This is a genomic window from Pseudomonas sp. WS 5503, assembly GCF_012985385.1.
GTDB classification, from domain to species: Bacteria; Pseudomonadota; Gammaproteobacteria; order Pseudomonadales; family Pseudomonadaceae; genus Aquipseudomonas; species Aquipseudomonas paracarnis.
In genome coordinates this window covers 137,743-151,963 of record NZ_JAAQWI010000008.1, presented here as the reverse complement: position 1 = coordinate 151,963, position 14,221 = coordinate 137,743, and the positions used below count along the sequence as shown (strand labels likewise).

The following is a 14,221-nucleotide window of genomic DNA, read 5'->3' as shown; positions in this document are numbered from 1 at the left end:
TTGAGTTGTGGCAAAGTGCCAGTCCTGCCTGGCTGGACTGCCCCAGCGCATTCAGGTAGCTTTGCCGGTTACGCGGGGGCGTTCCAGCCCCAGACATTCAGGCTTTTTTTGCTCGCTGGCATTGATGATAGTCAAAGGCCCGCGCGGCGCATGGCCTGGCACGGGCTTCGTCCGCTTAATTCATCAGTCACTGACGCTAGGTTCACCATGGCTCAATACGTCTTCACCATGCATCGGCTGGGAAAAGTTGTTCCGCCGAAGCGGGAAATCCTGAAAAACATTTCGCTGTCCTTCTTCCCAGGCGCCAAGATCGGCGTGCTCGGCCTCAACGGTTCGGGTAAGTCCACCCTGCTGAAAATCATGGCGGGCGTCGACACCGAGTTCGAAGGCGAAGCCCGCCCGATGCCGGACCTGAACATCGGTTACCTGCCGCAAGAGCCGATCCTGGACCCGACCAAGACCGTGCGCGAAGTGGTCGAAGAAGCCGTCAGCGTGATCAAGGACGCCCAGGCCCGCCTCGATGAGGTGTACGCCGCCTACGCCGAACCGGATGCCGACTTCGACAAGCTGGCTGCCGAACAGGCCAAGCTCGAAGCGATCCTGCAGGCGGGCGATGGCCACAATCTGGAGCGCCAACTGGAAGTCGCCGCCGATGCGCTGCGCCTGCCAGCCTGGGACGCCAAGGTTGAACACCTGTCCGGTGGTGAGAAGCGTCGTGTGGCCCTGTGCCGCCTGCTGCTGTCGGCCCCTGACATGCTGCTGCTCGACGAACCGACCAACCACCTGGACGCCGATTCCGTCGCCTGGCTGGAGCATTTCCTGCACGATTTCCCGGGCACCGTGGTTGCGATCACGCACGACCGTTACTTCCTGGACAACGTTGCCGGCTGGATCCTCGAACTCGACCGCGGCGCCGGTATCCCTTACGAGGGCAACTACTCCGGTTGGCTGGAAGCCAAGTCCGACCGTCTGGCCGCCGAATCCAAGCAGCAATCGGCCCACGAAAAAGCCATGAAGGAAGAACTGGAATGGGTGCGCAAAGGCGCCAAGGCCCGCCAGTCCAAATCCAAGGCCCGTCTGCAACGCTTTGAAGAAATGCAGTCGCAGGAATTCCAGAAGCGCAGCGAAACCAACGAGATCTACATCCCGGCTGGTCCGCGCCTGGGTGACAAGGTCATTGAGTTCAAGAACGTGACCAAAGGCTATGGCGACCGCGTGCTGATCGACAACCTGTCGTTCGCCATGCCAAAAGGCGCGATCGTCGGCGTTATCGGCGGTAACGGTGCGGGTAAATCCACACTGTTCCGCATGCTGATGGGCAAGGAAACCCCGGACTCCGGCAGCATCGAGATCGGTGACACCGTGCAGTTGGCCTGTGTGGACCAGAGCCGCGACGACCTCGACGGCAGCAAGACTGTGTTCCAGCAGATCTCCGACGGTTCCGACCAGATCCGCATCGGCAACTATGAAATCCCGTCGCGCACCTACGTCGGCCGTTTCAACTTCAAGGGCGGCGACCAGCAGAAGTTCGTCAAGGACCTGTCCGGTGGTGAGCGCGGTCGCTTGCACCTGGCCCTGACCCTGAAAGAGGGCGGCAACGTCCTGCTGCTCGACGAACCGTCCAACGACCTCGACGTTGAAACCCTGCGTTCCCTGGAAGAAGCCCTGCTGGACTTCCCGGGCGCCGCCATTGTGATCTCTCACGATCGGTGGTTCCTTGACCGCGTCGCGACCCACATCCTGGCGTACGAAGATGACTCCCAAGCGGTGTTCTTCGAAGGTAACTACACCGAGTACGAAGCCGACCGTAAAAAGCGCTTGGGTGAGGCCGCTGCCCAGCCGCACCGCGTACGCCACAAAAAACTGGCCTGATGCTGCAATAGCCGCAACAGCCTGTTGAAAAAATACCCCTCACGCAGGGGTATTTTTTTGCCCGCGTTATGCCGGGAGCGTCGTGGGCGCCAGCGCTGGGCGGCTGCGCAGCAATTCTTCGACCACCCCCATAAACGCCTCGACCAACAATGAGCGTGACGGTGAGCGTGTGAGTATCAGCAGGTGTACCCAGGCTTCGGGGTCTGCCAAGGGGCGGTAGACCACGCCTTTCCTGGCCAGGGTTCGGGTGCACTGGGGCACGAGCGAGACACCTTGGCCTGCCGCCACCAGGGCGATGATCGAGGTGATCTGGCGCCCCGCAGGGCCCGGGCGCAGCGCCAGGCCACGGCGTTGATACAGGTGCTCGATGGAGCCGTTGAGGCCCGAACCGTAATCGCTGGGGAACAGTATCAACGGGTACTCACTGAGCTGGGCGAGGGTGACTTCGCTCTGCTCCGCCAGCGGGTTGTCGCTGCAAAGAGCCGCCACCAGCGGTTCTTGCCCCAACGACAAAGCCTCGACGCCGGTTTGCCCAGCCTCCGGCAGCAGGCGGCTCATGCCGACGTCGATGCGCCCGTCCAGCACGTGCGTGTGCAGGCTGCCGGAAGCGCTCTCCACCAGGGTCAGTTGCACATCGGGAAAACGCTGGGCGAAGGCTTGCAGGGTTTGGCTGAAGAGTTCCGACAACGCGATCGAGCTGGCATAGCCTACGACCAGTTGGCCGGTCGAGCCGGCAGCCAGTTTGGCGGCGATGTCTTGTGCAAGCCTGGCGTGTTCCAGCGCTGCGCGGGCATACGGCAAAAAGTGCTGGCCTTGGGCGGTCAGTGTGACCGTACGACTGGTGCGGTCGAACAGGCGAAAGCCAAGCTCGGTTTCCAGGGCCGAAATCTGCCGCGTCAGGGGCGGCTGGGCAAGGTGCAGGCGCTGGGCTGCGCGGCCGAAGTGCAGCTCTTCGGCGACCGTCAGGAAGTAACGTAACTTGCGTAGATCAAGCATTCTGTTTCCTGGGTATTGATCGGTCCGAATTCGGTATTGGTGTTCGCTGCGCTGGGTATTCTATAAACATCCTCGACTATAAGACGAGAGGCCACATGAACCCGCGCATGCATCACGCCCGCTTCGCCGTGTTCCTGTGTGGCTGTGCGGCGTTTCTGAATCTCTATGCGACACAGAGCATCCTGCCTGCGTTTGCCGAAAGCTTCCAGGTGAGTGCCCGGCAGGCAGGGTGGAGCATTACGGTGACCACGCTGGCGGTGGCGGTGACCGCGCCGTTTGTCGGGCGCCTGACCGGCCGTTTCGAGCAGCGCACGGTGATTGCCGTGGCCGCATTGCTGCTGGCGCTACCGACGCTGCTGACGGCCTATGTGGACAGTTTTGCCGAGCTACTGGTGTGGCGTTTTGTCGAAGGGATGTTGATTCCCGTGGTGTTCGCCACCAGCGTGGCTTATATCGGTGATCGCTGGCGTGCGGCCACGGTCACCGAGATCACCAGTTTGTACGTCGCGGGGACGGTGCTCGGTGGGTTTGCCGGGCGCTTTGTCTCGGGGGTCATGACCCAATATGTGGGCTGGCGCGAAGCCTTCGAACTGTTGGCGGTCATCAGCCTGCTGGTCGGCCTGCTGATTGTGTGGCTGTTGCCGGCCAATCCGGTGGCGCGGCCCGGCGTTGCGGCCGTGGGCATGCACGGGGTGCGCCGGCTTCTGCGCAAACCCTTGCTGGCGGCCTATGGCGTCGGTTTCTGCGTGCTGTTCTCCCAAGTCGCAACCTTTACCTATGCCGGGCTGTATCTCAGCCAGGCCCCGTTCAATCTGGGCGCCGCAGCCTTGGGCACTTTGTATGCGGTGTTCCTGCTGGCGCTGGTGGTCATTCCTGTTGCGGGGCGCTTGAGCAAATCGCGACCACAATCGCAGTTACTGACCGGCGCTGTGGCGCTCGGCATCTGTGGCTCGGCGCTGACATTGTTGCCGTCCCTGTGGCTGATCGTGCTGGGGCTGGCCCTGAGTTCGACCGGCGTATTCCTGGCACAGGCATCCGCCAATGCGTATATCGCCACCACGGCAGGCCCGGACAAGTCCGGCGCCGTGGGGCTGTACCTGACCGGTTATTACCTGGGCGGCAGCGCCGGCGCCGTGGCCCCGGCCATGCTCTGGAATCAATGGGGCTGGCCGGGCTGCGTGGCGTTGGTCGCAGGTTTTCAGCTGTTGTCGCTGGCGATTGCCCTGCTGGGCTGGAAACCGGTAAAGCCCCAGGCCCAGGTCGTCGAACAACGCGGCAAACCAGCCTGATTTTTTCATCCAATAAAGGACTATGAGAGGTGAACATGACTAACACCGTGATCAAGCGCAGCCAGTTGTTGAAGCTCATCGAACCGGTATTGAACGACATGCCGGCCGGTGCCTTGCGCCACGCGCTGTTCGAAGCCTTCTGGGCTCAGGAAGACGCGCTGGTGGATATCGAAGACGCTTTTGCGCGACTTACCTCGCGTCGGCATTCGCCGGCAGTACTGCGCAAGTTCTTCGCCAGTTGGTCCAAGACCAATAATTCGGCGGCCAGTGTGTCCGGCCTGGCCAACCGCATTACCTTGCTGGCGCGCTCCGATGAAGGCTCCGCCGCCGCCGCGCAGTTGTACCGCGCCTGCGGCAGCCTGCAACGCATCACCGATGAAGATCTGGGCGCGTTGGGTAATACCTTGCACGCTGACCTGTTCTACACCATGGCCACCGCGCTGTGCGGTGATGACCAGTGGATATTGAAGGACAATTGCCTGCCCTCGGCACAGGCGTTCAAAGACTGGACCGACACCCGCCGCCTGCGTGATCGCGACCTGTTGCAGGGGTTACTGACCACGTTGATCCACGAGGTGTACACCCACGGCGAAGTGGAATTCATCCACCCGCTGTACTCGCAGTGGTTCGTGCGGGACATGGGCGTGCCTCCGGAGAAATCCCGGGCGACGGTGGCCTGGGTCACGGTGCACACCGGCGGTACCGAGAGCAACCATTTCGCCCATGCGGTGGCGGCGGTGAATGAGTTCACCACTGCCATGCAGATTGAAGTGGACCCCGCCACGGCGCGCGACATTTTTGCTCAATACCTGCAGCGTAAAGCCAGTGTGATGAGCGACTGTGCGCAGTTGCTGGGTTAACCCGGCCTTTTTGCCTGAGAGCCTCTGACCCAGATGAACACCCTGAAGCAGACCGCAGCGCCATCGTTGTCGCCGCCGGACCCGGTCAGCGTGCGTCGCCGCGCTCTGGTGGCAGGCTGCGGCGCGCATGCCGTGCACGATGGGCTGACCGATGTGATTTATGTGCTGTTGCCGATCTGGCAAGCGCAGTTCGGCCTCAGCTACGCCCAGATCGGCCTGTTGCGTGGTGCTTACGCGGGCATGATGGCCGGTTTTCAGTTACTGGCCAGCCGTGCTGCCGCACGCTGGGGGCGTGAACGCTTGCTGGTAGGTGGCACTGCGTTGGCGGGCCTGGCCTACCTTCTGGCCGGCCAAGCTGGCGGGCTGGGCGTGTTGCTGTTGGCGCTGCTGCTGGGCGGGCTCGGCGCGAGTACGCAGCACCCGCTGGCCTCGTCGTTGATCACCGATACGCACGAGGCCGGAGGGGGCGTCAAACAAGCGCTGTCGCAGTACAACTTCAGCGGCGATATCGGCAAGACCCTGATCCCGGGGTTGATCGGGCTGTTGCTGGCGGTCATCAGTTGGCGCGCCAGTGTCACCCTGCTGGGTGTACTCGGGCTGCTGGCGGCAGGCCTGTTGTGGTGGCTGATCCCGGCACGCGCCGAGGCTTCGGCAGCGCCGGTGAAAGCCGCCCGTACGAGCGTCGGCGCCGGCTCTGCGAGCGGGCTGCGTGCGCTGATCGTGACCGGCACGCTGGACAGCGCCGTGCGCATGGGTTTCCTCACGTTCCTGCCGTTTTTGCTCAAGGCCAAGGGCGCCGGGCCTGCGGGCATCGGCCTAGCGCTGACCATGCTGTTCGTGGGGGGCGCCTTCGGCAAATTGTTGTGCGGTTACCTCGGTGCGCGCATCGGCATGATGAAAACGGTATGGGCCACGGAGTTCACCACGGCCGTGTTGATCGTCATGGCGGTGTACTTGCCCTACGCCGGCTTGATGGTGATGTTGCCGCTGCTGGGGCTGGCGCTGAACGGCACGTCGTCGGTGCTGTACGGCGCAGTCCCGGACCTGGCAGGGCCGGGCAGGCGCGACCAGGCGTTCGCCGTGTTCTACACCGGCACCATCGGTGGCGGCGCCTTGGCGCCGGTGCTGTTCGGCAGCCTTGGGGATGCCACCGGTGTGCCCATGGCCGTCCTGTTGCTGGCCGCCACCCTGTTGCTGACCTTGCCGCTGTCCTGGCGGGTTCAGCAAGGGCTGGAGGCCCAAGCCCGGTAGGGCGAACGAACGTTCCAACGTGTTCTGGCAGGTATAACAATGAATAACAGTGAACCGTCTGCCGTGTCATTGCCGTTGTCCCAGCGTGCGCAACGTCTTAGCGCACCCGGCACATCCAGCATGCGCAGTAAAGCCAATGCCTTGAAAGAAGCCGGCGTCAACGTGGTCAACTTTGCCGCGGGCGAATTGTCCTTCGATGCCTGCCCGATCATGAAAGCCGCCGCGGCCGATGCGCTCGCCACTGCCCGCAACCGCTATACGCCGCCCATCGGCCTGCCCCAGCTACGCCACGCGCTGGCGCAGCAGGTCACTCAGCGCTGCGGGGTGAATTACGCCGCCGATGAAATAGCGGTGACCGCGGGTGCCAAGCAGGCGCTGTATAACGCTGCAATGGTGCTGCTCAATCCGGGGGATGAAGTCATCGTCGCGGTGCCGTACTGGGAAACCTTCCCCACCCAGATCCAACTGGCCGGTGGCGTTCCCGTCTATGTCGACACGGCTGCGGATGACTATCGCCTCACCTGCGCAGCGGTCCAGAAGGCCCTGACCCCGCGTACCCGGATGATTGTGATCAACACCCCGAACAATCCGACAGGCACGGTTTATCAGCGCGAAGAACTGTTGGGTATTGCCCGGCTCGCCTTCGCACACAGGCTTTGGGTAGTGTTCGACGAGTGTTACCGCAAACTGGTGCGCGCGCCCCATGAACATCACAACATCGTGTCGCTGTTTGCGCCGCTCAAACATCAGACGGTACTGGTCGATTCGTTTTCCAAGAGCCACGCGGTCACCGGCTGGCGGGTAGGGTATGCGTGCGCGCCGGCCCCAGTCATCGCCGCCATGCACAACCTGCAAGGGCATACGACGTCCAACCCCAGCAGCCTGTCCCAATATGCCGCGCTCGGCAGCCTGATGGCGGACGCGCCGCACTTTACTCGCAAGGTCAATGCCTTCCTCGACCAGCAATTGCTCGCGGCCTGCACCTGCCTGGGGTATGTCGACGGCATTCGGTGCGCCCCGCCCGAAGGGGCGTTTTATCTGTTTATCGATGTGTCCCGCAAGTTGGGGGGCCGCTACCTGGGCACCGTTATTCGTGACGTCGACCACTTGGCCGATCTGTTATTGACCGAGGCCCATATTGCGGTAGTGCCAGGCTCTGGCTGTGGTGACGGCAACAGCATCCGTATCTCCTACGCCGTTGAGCGTGAAGCGCTGATTGAGGGCCTCACACGCTTCGCTCGTTTCATGTCAGAAATCGTTGCGCATTAACCCCACCTTAAAAGGATATGAGCCGTGGAAAATCTGAGCCGCCAATTTATCGGATACGTGAACCAGGCGCTGGTGGATGTCGAGGACGGACATCTGGCCCAGGCCCTGCTCAGCGGTTTCAACAGTCAAACCAACGCGCTGGACACGTACTGCGAGACCTATGTCGACATGACCTCCAGTAATTGGAGCGAGTCGTCACTGTGTACGTTCTTCTGTGGCTGGCGTAGCCCGGACGGCGCCGCCCATGCCGTCTCGAGCATCATCGTGCGCATCCTCCAGGAGTCGGCATCGTTGACGGATGACGCCCGGTTGAAAATGCTCGAGGCGGCGGCCCATTGTGGGGAGATCATTGTCGAGGACATCGGGCTGGGTGAAATGCATGGGCATCCGCACCATTCCAAGCTGTATTACCGCATGGCTTCGGCCATCTGCGGCTCCGATGAATGGCGCCTGCAAGACAAATTCCTCAACCCGATTACCAAGGAGTTCTCCGGTTGGGTGGGGGAAAAGCGCCCGCTGGCGCCGCTGCTCATCGAAGCGCTGGAAATGATGGCCATGACGGAGTTGTTCAATACTGGCGAATACAACCTGATGACCCCGCTATGGAAACAGTGGTTACGCGATGTACGGGGCTATAGCGCCGGTGAGGCCAGCCGCGTCGCGAGTTTTCTCAGTGTGCATTGCGGCAGCGTGGAAGCACGCCACTTCAAGCATGCCGCTGAGGCGTTGCGGCTGTATGCCAGCGCCACCGGGCAGGCCGTGGATTACGCGCGTATCGCACGGCTCTCCAAGGAGTACGTGGCCAGGGCCTGCGAACATCTGCAAAAGATGGCGTCGGTGCTCAAGTGCGAACAGCCCGCCTGGGATTGAGGCTGTTCGATAACCCTTGTTGTGCCGCTGATAAGGAGCCTGAACCCTATGATGGATACCGAAGCGCGCCGACGCCCTCTGTCGGCGCTATTGGATAGCAACCGTTGCCTGCGTGTACTCGAAGCCCATAGCCCGATATCGGCGTTGCTCGCGCAACGCGCCAGGCTGGAGATCAGCCCCGGGCATACGGTGGGGTACGACGCCATCTGGTCGAGTTCGCTGACCGACTCGACCCAGCGCGGGTTACCCGACATCGAAATCCTTTCGCCCAGTAACCGGTTGCCGGGGATTCGCGAAATATTCGATGTGTGCTCGCTGCCGCTGATATTCGATGCCGATACCGGCGGCAAGGCCGAACATTTCGCGATTCATATCAAGATGCTGGAGCGCGCGGGCGTCTCGGCGGTGGTGATCGAAGACAAATGCGGCCTGAAGAAGAATTCACTCTTGGGTATCGAGGTCGACCAGGCGCAGGAGTCCATTGAGGCCTTTTGCGCCAAGCTCCAGGCCGGGTGCACGAGTCGCACCGGCTCAGGGCTGATGATGATTGCCCGGTGTGAAAGCTTGATCCTGGATCGCGGCATGGAAGAGGCGATGGCGCGGTGCCTGGCGTATGTCGAGGCGGGGGCGGATGGCATCATGATCCACAGCCGCAAGCAGGATGGCCTGGAAATCCTGGAATTCGCCCGGCAGTTTCGCCTGCAGCGGCCCAGAGTACCGCTGATTTGCGTGCCGACCAGCTATGTTCACCTGAAGTTCGAGGTGCTGGAGCGAGCAGGTTTCAACGCGGTGATTTATGCCAATCACATGTTGCGCAGTGCCTACCTGGCCATGCGCGATACCGCCGTCGGAATCCTCGCCAATGGCAGGACGCTGGAGCTGGAGCCACGTTGCCTGGGCATCGACGAGATACTCGACCTGGTGCCGGGCACGCGTTAGAGACATGCGCGGGTCTGTGGGCAAATGCTGTGTGGAGCGGGCTTGCTCGCGAAAGCGTTGGGTCAGTCGCTGCATCTGTCACTGCACCGCCGCCATCGCAGGCAAGCCAGCTCCCACATGACCGGTGTACTCGATCAAATGTGGGAGCTGGCTTGCCTGCGATGGCGGCCTACCTGTTGGTGCGAAATTCAGAGTGAAATCCCCATTTAAGGGCAGAAAACGTAGGTTATTTATACTTATTGCACCATTTAATTTCACAAAAGCGACATTTTGCCCTGTCACGGTGCGAAACGAATTGATAAAGTCCGGCTCATTCTCTGTTTAACAACAATCAATTTGCCGAGACTTTTCATGACCGAATCCGTCGATTCCTTCCTTGCCCGCCTCAAGAAACGCGACCCGGACCAACCGGAATTCCACCAGGCTGTAGAAGAGGTTCTGCGCAGCCTGTGGCCCTTTCTTGAAGCCAACCCGCACTATCTGACCTCGGGCATCCTGGAGCGCATCTGCGAGCCGGAACGCGCGATCACGTTCCGGGTGTCGTGGGTGGATGACCATGGCAAGGTCCAGGTCAATCGCGGTTTCCGTATCCAGATGAACAGCGCCATTGGGCCCTATAAAGGTGGCTTGCGCTTCCACCCTTCGGTCAACCTGGGTGTGCTGAAATTCCTCGCCTTCGAACAGACTTTCAAGAACTCGCTGACATCGCTGCCCATGGGCGGCGGCAAAGGCGGCTCGGACTTCGACCCCAAGGGCAAGAGCGACGCCGAAGTGATGCGCTTCTGCCAGGCATTCATGAGCGAGCTGTACCGCCATATCGGTGCGGACGTGGACGTACCGGCCGGTGATATCGGTGTGGGTGCACGGGAAATCGGCTTCCTGTTCGGCCAGTACAAACGCCTGAGCAATCAATTCACCTCAGTGCTGACCGGCAAGGGCATGACCTATGGCGGTAGCCTGATCCGCCCGGAAGCCACCGGTTTCGGCTGTGTGTATTTCGCCGAGGAAATGCTCAAACGCCAAGGTCAGCGGGTTGAAGGCAAGCGTGTAGCCGTGTCCGGCTCCGGTAACGTGGCGCAATACGCGGCGCGCAAGGTCATGGACCTGGGCGGCAAGGTGATTTCCCTGTCGGACTCCGAAGGCACCCTGTACGCCGAAAGCGGCTTGACCGAAGAACAATGGTCGGCGCTGCTGGAGCTGAAAAACGTACAGCGTGGGCGTATCAGTGAACTGGCCACACGTTTCGGCCTGGAGTTCCGCAAAGGCCAGGCGCCGTGGGAACTGGCCTGCGATATCGCGCTGCCTTGCGCCACCCAGAACGAACTCGATGCCGACGCTGCGCGCACCTTGCTGCGCAACGGCTGCCTCTGCGTGGCCGAAGGCGCGAACATGCCGACCACGTTGGAGGCTGTGGATATCTTCATCGACGCGGGCATCCTGTTTGCGCCGGGCAAGGCGTCCAACGCGGGGGGCGTTGCGGTGAGCGGCCTGGAAATGTCGCAAAACGCCATGCGCCTGCTGTGGACCGCCGGGGAAGTGGACAGCAAGCTGCACAACATCATGCAGTCGATCCACCATGCCTGCGTGCATTACGGTGAAGAAAACGGCCGTATCAACTACGTCAAGGGCGCGAACATCGCGGGCTTCGTGAAAGTGGCTGACGCGATGCTGGCCCAGGGTATCGTCTAGGCCTCGGCTTCGATGCGCAGCACTTCGATCAACTGATCGCCGACGGGGCGCTGCCACAGCACCTCGTCGCCCACCTGGGCGCCCAACAAGGCACGGCCCAGGGGCGAGCCCCAGTTGATCAAGCCTGCGTTGGCATCGGCCTGGTCTTCACCGACCAACTGGATGCGCTGCTGTTCGTCCTGCTCGTTGGCGAACGTGACCCAACTGCCGATCTGCACCTTGTCGGTGGACGTGGCCGGCGCGACTACCTGGGCGCTCTGCACCCGCTGGTTGAAGTAACGCAGGTCCCGCTCAAGGTCAGCCTGACGCTGTTTATCAGCCTGTTCGCCCTTGGCGGCTTCGTCGCTGTGCTCCCCTTGCAACTGTGCCACCCTGGCCTGCAACTGCGCCAACCCTTGCGCGGTCAGGCGGTTAGGTTGCGCGCTGACCTGACGCTCCACCGGCTGATCAGCCTGGGCCGCCGCGTTATCTTCATTTACAAAAGCTCGGCTCATGGCGTTCTCCTTCCTATGAAGGTTGGGCCACGTTCGCTGCCTGATCGTTCCCACCGGCGCTGATCGTTCCCACGCTCCGCGTGGGAATGCATCCTGTGACGCTCCGCGTCACGACCTCGCGAGCGGACGCGGAGCGTCCAGGGCGGCATTCCCACGCGGAGCGTGGGAACGATCAGCGTGAGCGATAGGCTTTGGCGGCGTCACGATCTTTTTCCTGCTGCCAATCGCGCTCGCGGTCGTCCCTGCGGTTTTCCTCGTAATCGCGCAGTTCCTGGCTCTCGCGCATGGCCTTGCACTGGCGAAACCCATCTTCCCAGCCTTCGGCGTATGGCCGGTCTTTGAGGTAGCGCGGCACATTCTTGCGAAACGCCCCGGTAATCACCCCAGCGGCCTGGCGACCGCTGCTGCAACCGTCGTCGAAGCCATCGGCGAAGGCGGGTGGGTAACCTTTGGCCAGCAATTCCTGATGAGTTGACTGGCAACCCGACAACCCCACCACCGCGCACAGCATGACCGCATACCGCCACATGGCGTACTCCCTGGCCGGTTAACGGCTGATAAGGAGAGTCTAGAAGGGGATTTGTCAGCTGTATGTGAAAGGGGTGTCAGAGGGATGTGCCGGACTTAACTGTAGGAGCGAGCTTGCTCGCGAAAAACGTCAACGATAACGCGTGTTTCCTGAATAACCGCGGCGTTTGTGAGTTTTTCGCGAGCAAGCTCGCTCCTACAGAGAGCGAGCGCTTGAGTCAGTAGTGGTACCACTTCAGCTCAAGCATCACTTCATTGACTGGCGTGGACAGGTGGCTGAACTCACGCTGGGCACTCAGGCGCAGGCCCAGGTTGCGCGACAGTTCCCACTGCTGGTTGAGGCTGATGCTGCGCCGCACTTCGCCGTTGGTGAAGAAATCACCCTTGGCTTCCAGGCTCAGGTTGCCCAACGGGTTTTTCCACAGCACGCCGGTGTTGAAGCCAGCGGCCGGGGAGATGGCTTCGCTGAAGTCGTTGTTGTGCTCCACGCGCACGGTGCCGAGGGCGAAGCCGAGCATGTCGTCGGAGAGTTGCCAGGTGCCGCCCGCGCCGCCGTTGACGTGGGCGACCAGGGTTTCGTCGTCGTGTTTGCCCGGTACGCGTTCCAGGCCGCCGGTGACTTGCCACGACCAGGGTTGCAGCAGCGCATTGCGCGGCGTCAGCGAGCGGATGGTGGCCAGGTCCAGTTGCTGGAGCTGCCAGTGATTGCCTTCGTACTGGCGCAATTTCATTTGCAGGATTTCGATCTGCGCGCCCAGGGGGAAGCCTTCGGCGTTGTCGTTGAGGTCGTGGTAGGCCATGCGCAGGCCGTATTCGCCGAAGGCTTTGTCGCCGCGGGTGCCGATGCCGGCTTGCCAGGTGCGCGACTCATGGCCATTTTCCGGCAGGCCAGGCGGGGTGATCTTCAGGTCTGGAGCCGGGTTCTGGTTGATCGCGCGCAGCAGTTCGAAGCTGCGCTGGGAGCGTGTCGCATCGCGCTCCAGGCCATTGGCGCGGTAGCGGCCCAGGCGGTAAGCGGCATCCACGATCAGTGCCTGGCGCTCGCGGGGCAGTGCTTTGAATGCCGGTTCCTGCAGTTGCTTTTGGTCGTCGCTGATTTTCAGCACCCACTGTTGCTCATCGCTATCGAGTGGCTTGGCGCGTTCCAGCAGTTCACGTTCACGGGAGGGGCGATAGTCAATCTTTTCCACCAGCCCTGCATCTTTTACCGCTTTGACGGTATCGGTAGGGATCGCGGTGAGTGGGAATTGCTCAGTCAAACGCAGGCCAGGGCGGGCCACTTGCAGCAGTTCGAGCAGGCGGTAGGAGCAGTTTTCGTCGAAGAAGAAGTAATCGAACTGGATCTGCTTGAGCTCCCACACGTGCTCGACCATACGCTTGGTCTCGACCTCGGTGAGGTTCAGGCGGTATTCCCACAAATCGCGGTTTTCGAGGCTACGGTATTCCGAGAGTTTCTCCTGATAGGGCACCAGGGCGAACAGGCCCGGATAACCGCCCATCAAGCCCTTCCAGGCATAGAGGATGCTGTTGTCGGAGCCTTCGATATAGGCGCCGAAGTTGATCGCATAGCTGAGCAGGGCGGTGTTGTTGCTTTGCACGTCAGCTTGGTCGATGCGCAGCAGGGTGTGGCCGAACATCGACGACGGGCTGTTGAGGTAGGCCGCGGGGAAGATCATCACCGCGCTATGGGGCGCGACATCCTTGAACCACTGGGTGAACTCTTTGCATTCCAGGGCGGGCAGGTCGTTCAGTTGCAACTGGGCCTTGAGCCAGCGGGTGCGTGCGGGGTAGACGCATTGGGCGTGCTTTTCACCCAGGCTGGCCGGTGCATACAGCGCATCAACGGTGGCCTTGAGTTCCGCATCCGGATGGTGTGCGCCATCGGGAGCGAGGAAGAATTTCTTGTCGCTGACATAGCTGCGCCAGCCACTGACTTTGCCGGCTTCGTAGTGCCCCAGCGACAGCCAGAACGGATCATTGGCCAGTTGCTGCAAACGTTGATCGTCGAGATGCGGTGCCGCATGCAGCGGGGCGCAGGCGAAGAGAGCCAGGCAAGCGAGGCGTTTGAGCATGGGGGCTACTTAAGTCGGACGGAAAAAAAGACCCAAGGTGGGCGGGTCGAAAAAATAAAACCCGCGCCTCGAAAGGCGCGGGCAGGTCGAGC

Annotated in this window: 12 protein-coding genes; 8 read left to right on the top strand and 4 right to left on the bottom strand. The window is 61.6% G+C overall.

Annotated features, from left to right (window positions below; genetic code table 11):
* Positions 1 to 207 precede the first annotated feature (207 nt).
* A complete protein-coding gene (ettA, locus tag HBO10_RS20565) occupies positions 208 to 1,872 on the top strand; it encodes an energy-dependent translational throttle protein EttA (RefSeq protein ID WP_014720011.1) in 1,665 nt (554 codons plus the stop codon).
* 66 nt (positions 1,873 to 1,938) lie between these two features.
* Here ettA and HBO10_RS20560 read toward each other — a convergent pair whose 3' ends face one another.
* A complete protein-coding gene (locus HBO10_RS20560) occupies positions 1,939 to 2,868 on the bottom strand; it encodes a LysR family transcriptional regulator (protein WP_034126955.1) in 930 nt (309 codons plus the stop codon).
* A gap of 95 nt (positions 2,869 to 2,963) precedes the next feature.
* Here HBO10_RS20560 and HBO10_RS20555 point away from each other — a divergent pair, with 95 nt between their 5' ends.
* From HBO10_RS20555 to gdhA, 7 genes are all read left to right on the top strand, one after another.
* Positions 2,964 to 4,157, top strand: a complete 1,194-nt coding sequence (locus tag HBO10_RS20555; RefSeq protein ID WP_034126956.1) for an MFS transporter — start codon at positions 2,964 to 2,966, stop codon at positions 4,155 to 4,157.
* Between the two features lie 35 nt (positions 4,158 to 4,192).
* A complete protein-coding gene (locus HBO10_RS20550; RefSeq protein WP_019818016.1) occupies positions 4,193 to 5,017 on the top strand; it encodes a hypothetical protein in 825 nt (274 codons plus the stop codon).
* Between the two features lie 33 nt (positions 5,018 to 5,050).
* Complete coding sequence (locus HBO10_RS20545) at positions 5,051 to 6,268, top strand: MFS transporter (protein WP_034126957.1); 1,218 nt, start codon at positions 5,051 to 5,053, stop codon at positions 6,266 to 6,268.
* Positions 6,269 to 6,307: 39 nt separating this feature from the next.
* On the top strand, positions 6,308 to 7,537 hold the full coding sequence (locus tag HBO10_RS20540; RefSeq protein ID WP_034126958.1) for a pyridoxal phosphate-dependent aminotransferase: 1,230 nt from the start codon (positions 6,308 to 6,310) through the stop codon (positions 7,535 to 7,537).
* Positions 7,538 to 7,561: 24 nt separating this feature from the next.
* Complete coding sequence (locus tag HBO10_RS20535; RefSeq protein WP_034126959.1) at positions 7,562 to 8,407, top strand: hypothetical protein; 846 nt, start codon at positions 7,562 to 7,564, stop codon at positions 8,405 to 8,407.
* A 48-nt stretch (positions 8,408 to 8,455) separates the two neighbouring features.
* The gene (gene aepX / locus HBO10_RS20530) at positions 8,456 to 9,346 is read left to right on the top strand and encodes a phosphoenolpyruvate mutase (RefSeq protein ID WP_034126960.1); all 891 of its coding nucleotides are present in this window, start codon (positions 8,456 to 8,458) and stop codon (positions 9,344 to 9,346) included.
* Positions 9,347 to 9,697: 351 nt separating this feature from the next.
* Positions 9,698 to 11,035, top strand: coding sequence for an NADP-specific glutamate dehydrogenase (gdhA, locus tag HBO10_RS20525; RefSeq protein ID WP_034126961.1), 1,338 nt, complete (start codon positions 9,698 to 9,700; stop codon positions 11,033 to 11,035).
* On the opposite strand, the gene HBO10_RS20520 is transcribed toward gdhA, so the two are convergent.
* The 3 genes from HBO10_RS20520 to HBO10_RS20505 form a co-directional block, all read right to left on the bottom strand.
* Positions 11,032 to 11,529: a GreA/GreB family elongation factor gene (locus HBO10_RS20520; RefSeq protein WP_034126962.1), complete on the bottom strand. Its 498-nt coding sequence runs from the start codon at positions 11,527 to 11,529 to the stop codon at positions 11,032 to 11,034. The genes gdhA and HBO10_RS20520 overlap by 4 nt on opposite strands.
* 172 nt (positions 11,530 to 11,701) lie before the next feature.
* On the bottom strand, positions 11,702 to 12,058 hold the full coding sequence (locus tag HBO10_RS20510) for a hypothetical protein (protein WP_019818009.1): 357 nt from the start codon (positions 12,056 to 12,058) through the stop codon (positions 11,702 to 11,704).
* A gap of 217 nt (positions 12,059 to 12,275) precedes the next feature.
* On the bottom strand, positions 12,276 to 14,129 hold the full coding sequence (locus HBO10_RS20505; RefSeq protein ID WP_034126963.1) for a DUF4105 domain-containing protein: 1,854 nt from the start codon (positions 14,127 to 14,129) through the stop codon (positions 12,276 to 12,278).
* Positions 14,130 to 14,221: the final 92 nt, after the last annotated feature.

Bases quoted from the DNA above. Each gene is read 5' to 3' on its own strand.
- ettA (WP_014720011.1), top strand. From the start codon at position 208: ATGGCTCAATACGTCTTCACCATGCATCGGCTGGGAAAAGTTGTTCCG.
- HBO10_RS20560 (WP_034126955.1), bottom strand. From the start codon at position 2,868: ATGCTTGATCTACGCAAGTTACGTTACTTCCTGACGGTCGCCGAAGAG.
- HBO10_RS20555 (WP_034126956.1), top strand. From the start codon at position 2,964: ATGAACCCGCGCATGCATCACGCCCGCTTCGCCGTGTTCCTGTGTGGC.
- HBO10_RS20550 (WP_019818016.1), top strand. From the start codon at position 4,193: ATGACTAACACCGTGATCAAGCGCAGCCAGTTGTTGAAGCTCATCGAA.
- HBO10_RS20545 (WP_034126957.1), top strand. From the start codon at position 5,051: ATGAACACCCTGAAGCAGACCGCAGCGCCATCGTTGTCGCCGCCGGAC.
- HBO10_RS20540 (WP_034126958.1), top strand. From the start codon at position 6,308: ATGAATAACAGTGAACCGTCTGCCGTGTCATTGCCGTTGTCCCAGCGT.
- aepX (WP_034126960.1), top strand. From the start codon at position 8,456: ATGATGGATACCGAAGCGCGCCGACGCCCTCTGTCGGCGCTATTGGAT.
- gdhA (WP_034126961.1), top strand. From the start codon at position 9,698: ATGACCGAATCCGTCGATTCCTTCCTTGCCCGCCTCAAGAAACGCGAC.
- HBO10_RS20520 (WP_034126962.1), bottom strand. From the start codon at position 11,529: ATGAGCCGAGCTTTTGTAAATGAAGATAACGCGGCGGCCCAGGCTGAT.
- HBO10_RS20510 (WP_019818009.1), bottom strand. From the start codon at position 12,058: ATGTGGCGGTATGCGGTCATGCTGTGCGCGGTGGTGGGGTTGTCGGGT.
- HBO10_RS20505 (WP_034126963.1), bottom strand. From the start codon at position 14,129: ATGCTCAAACGCCTCGCTTGCCTGGCTCTCTTCGCCTGCGCCCCGCTG.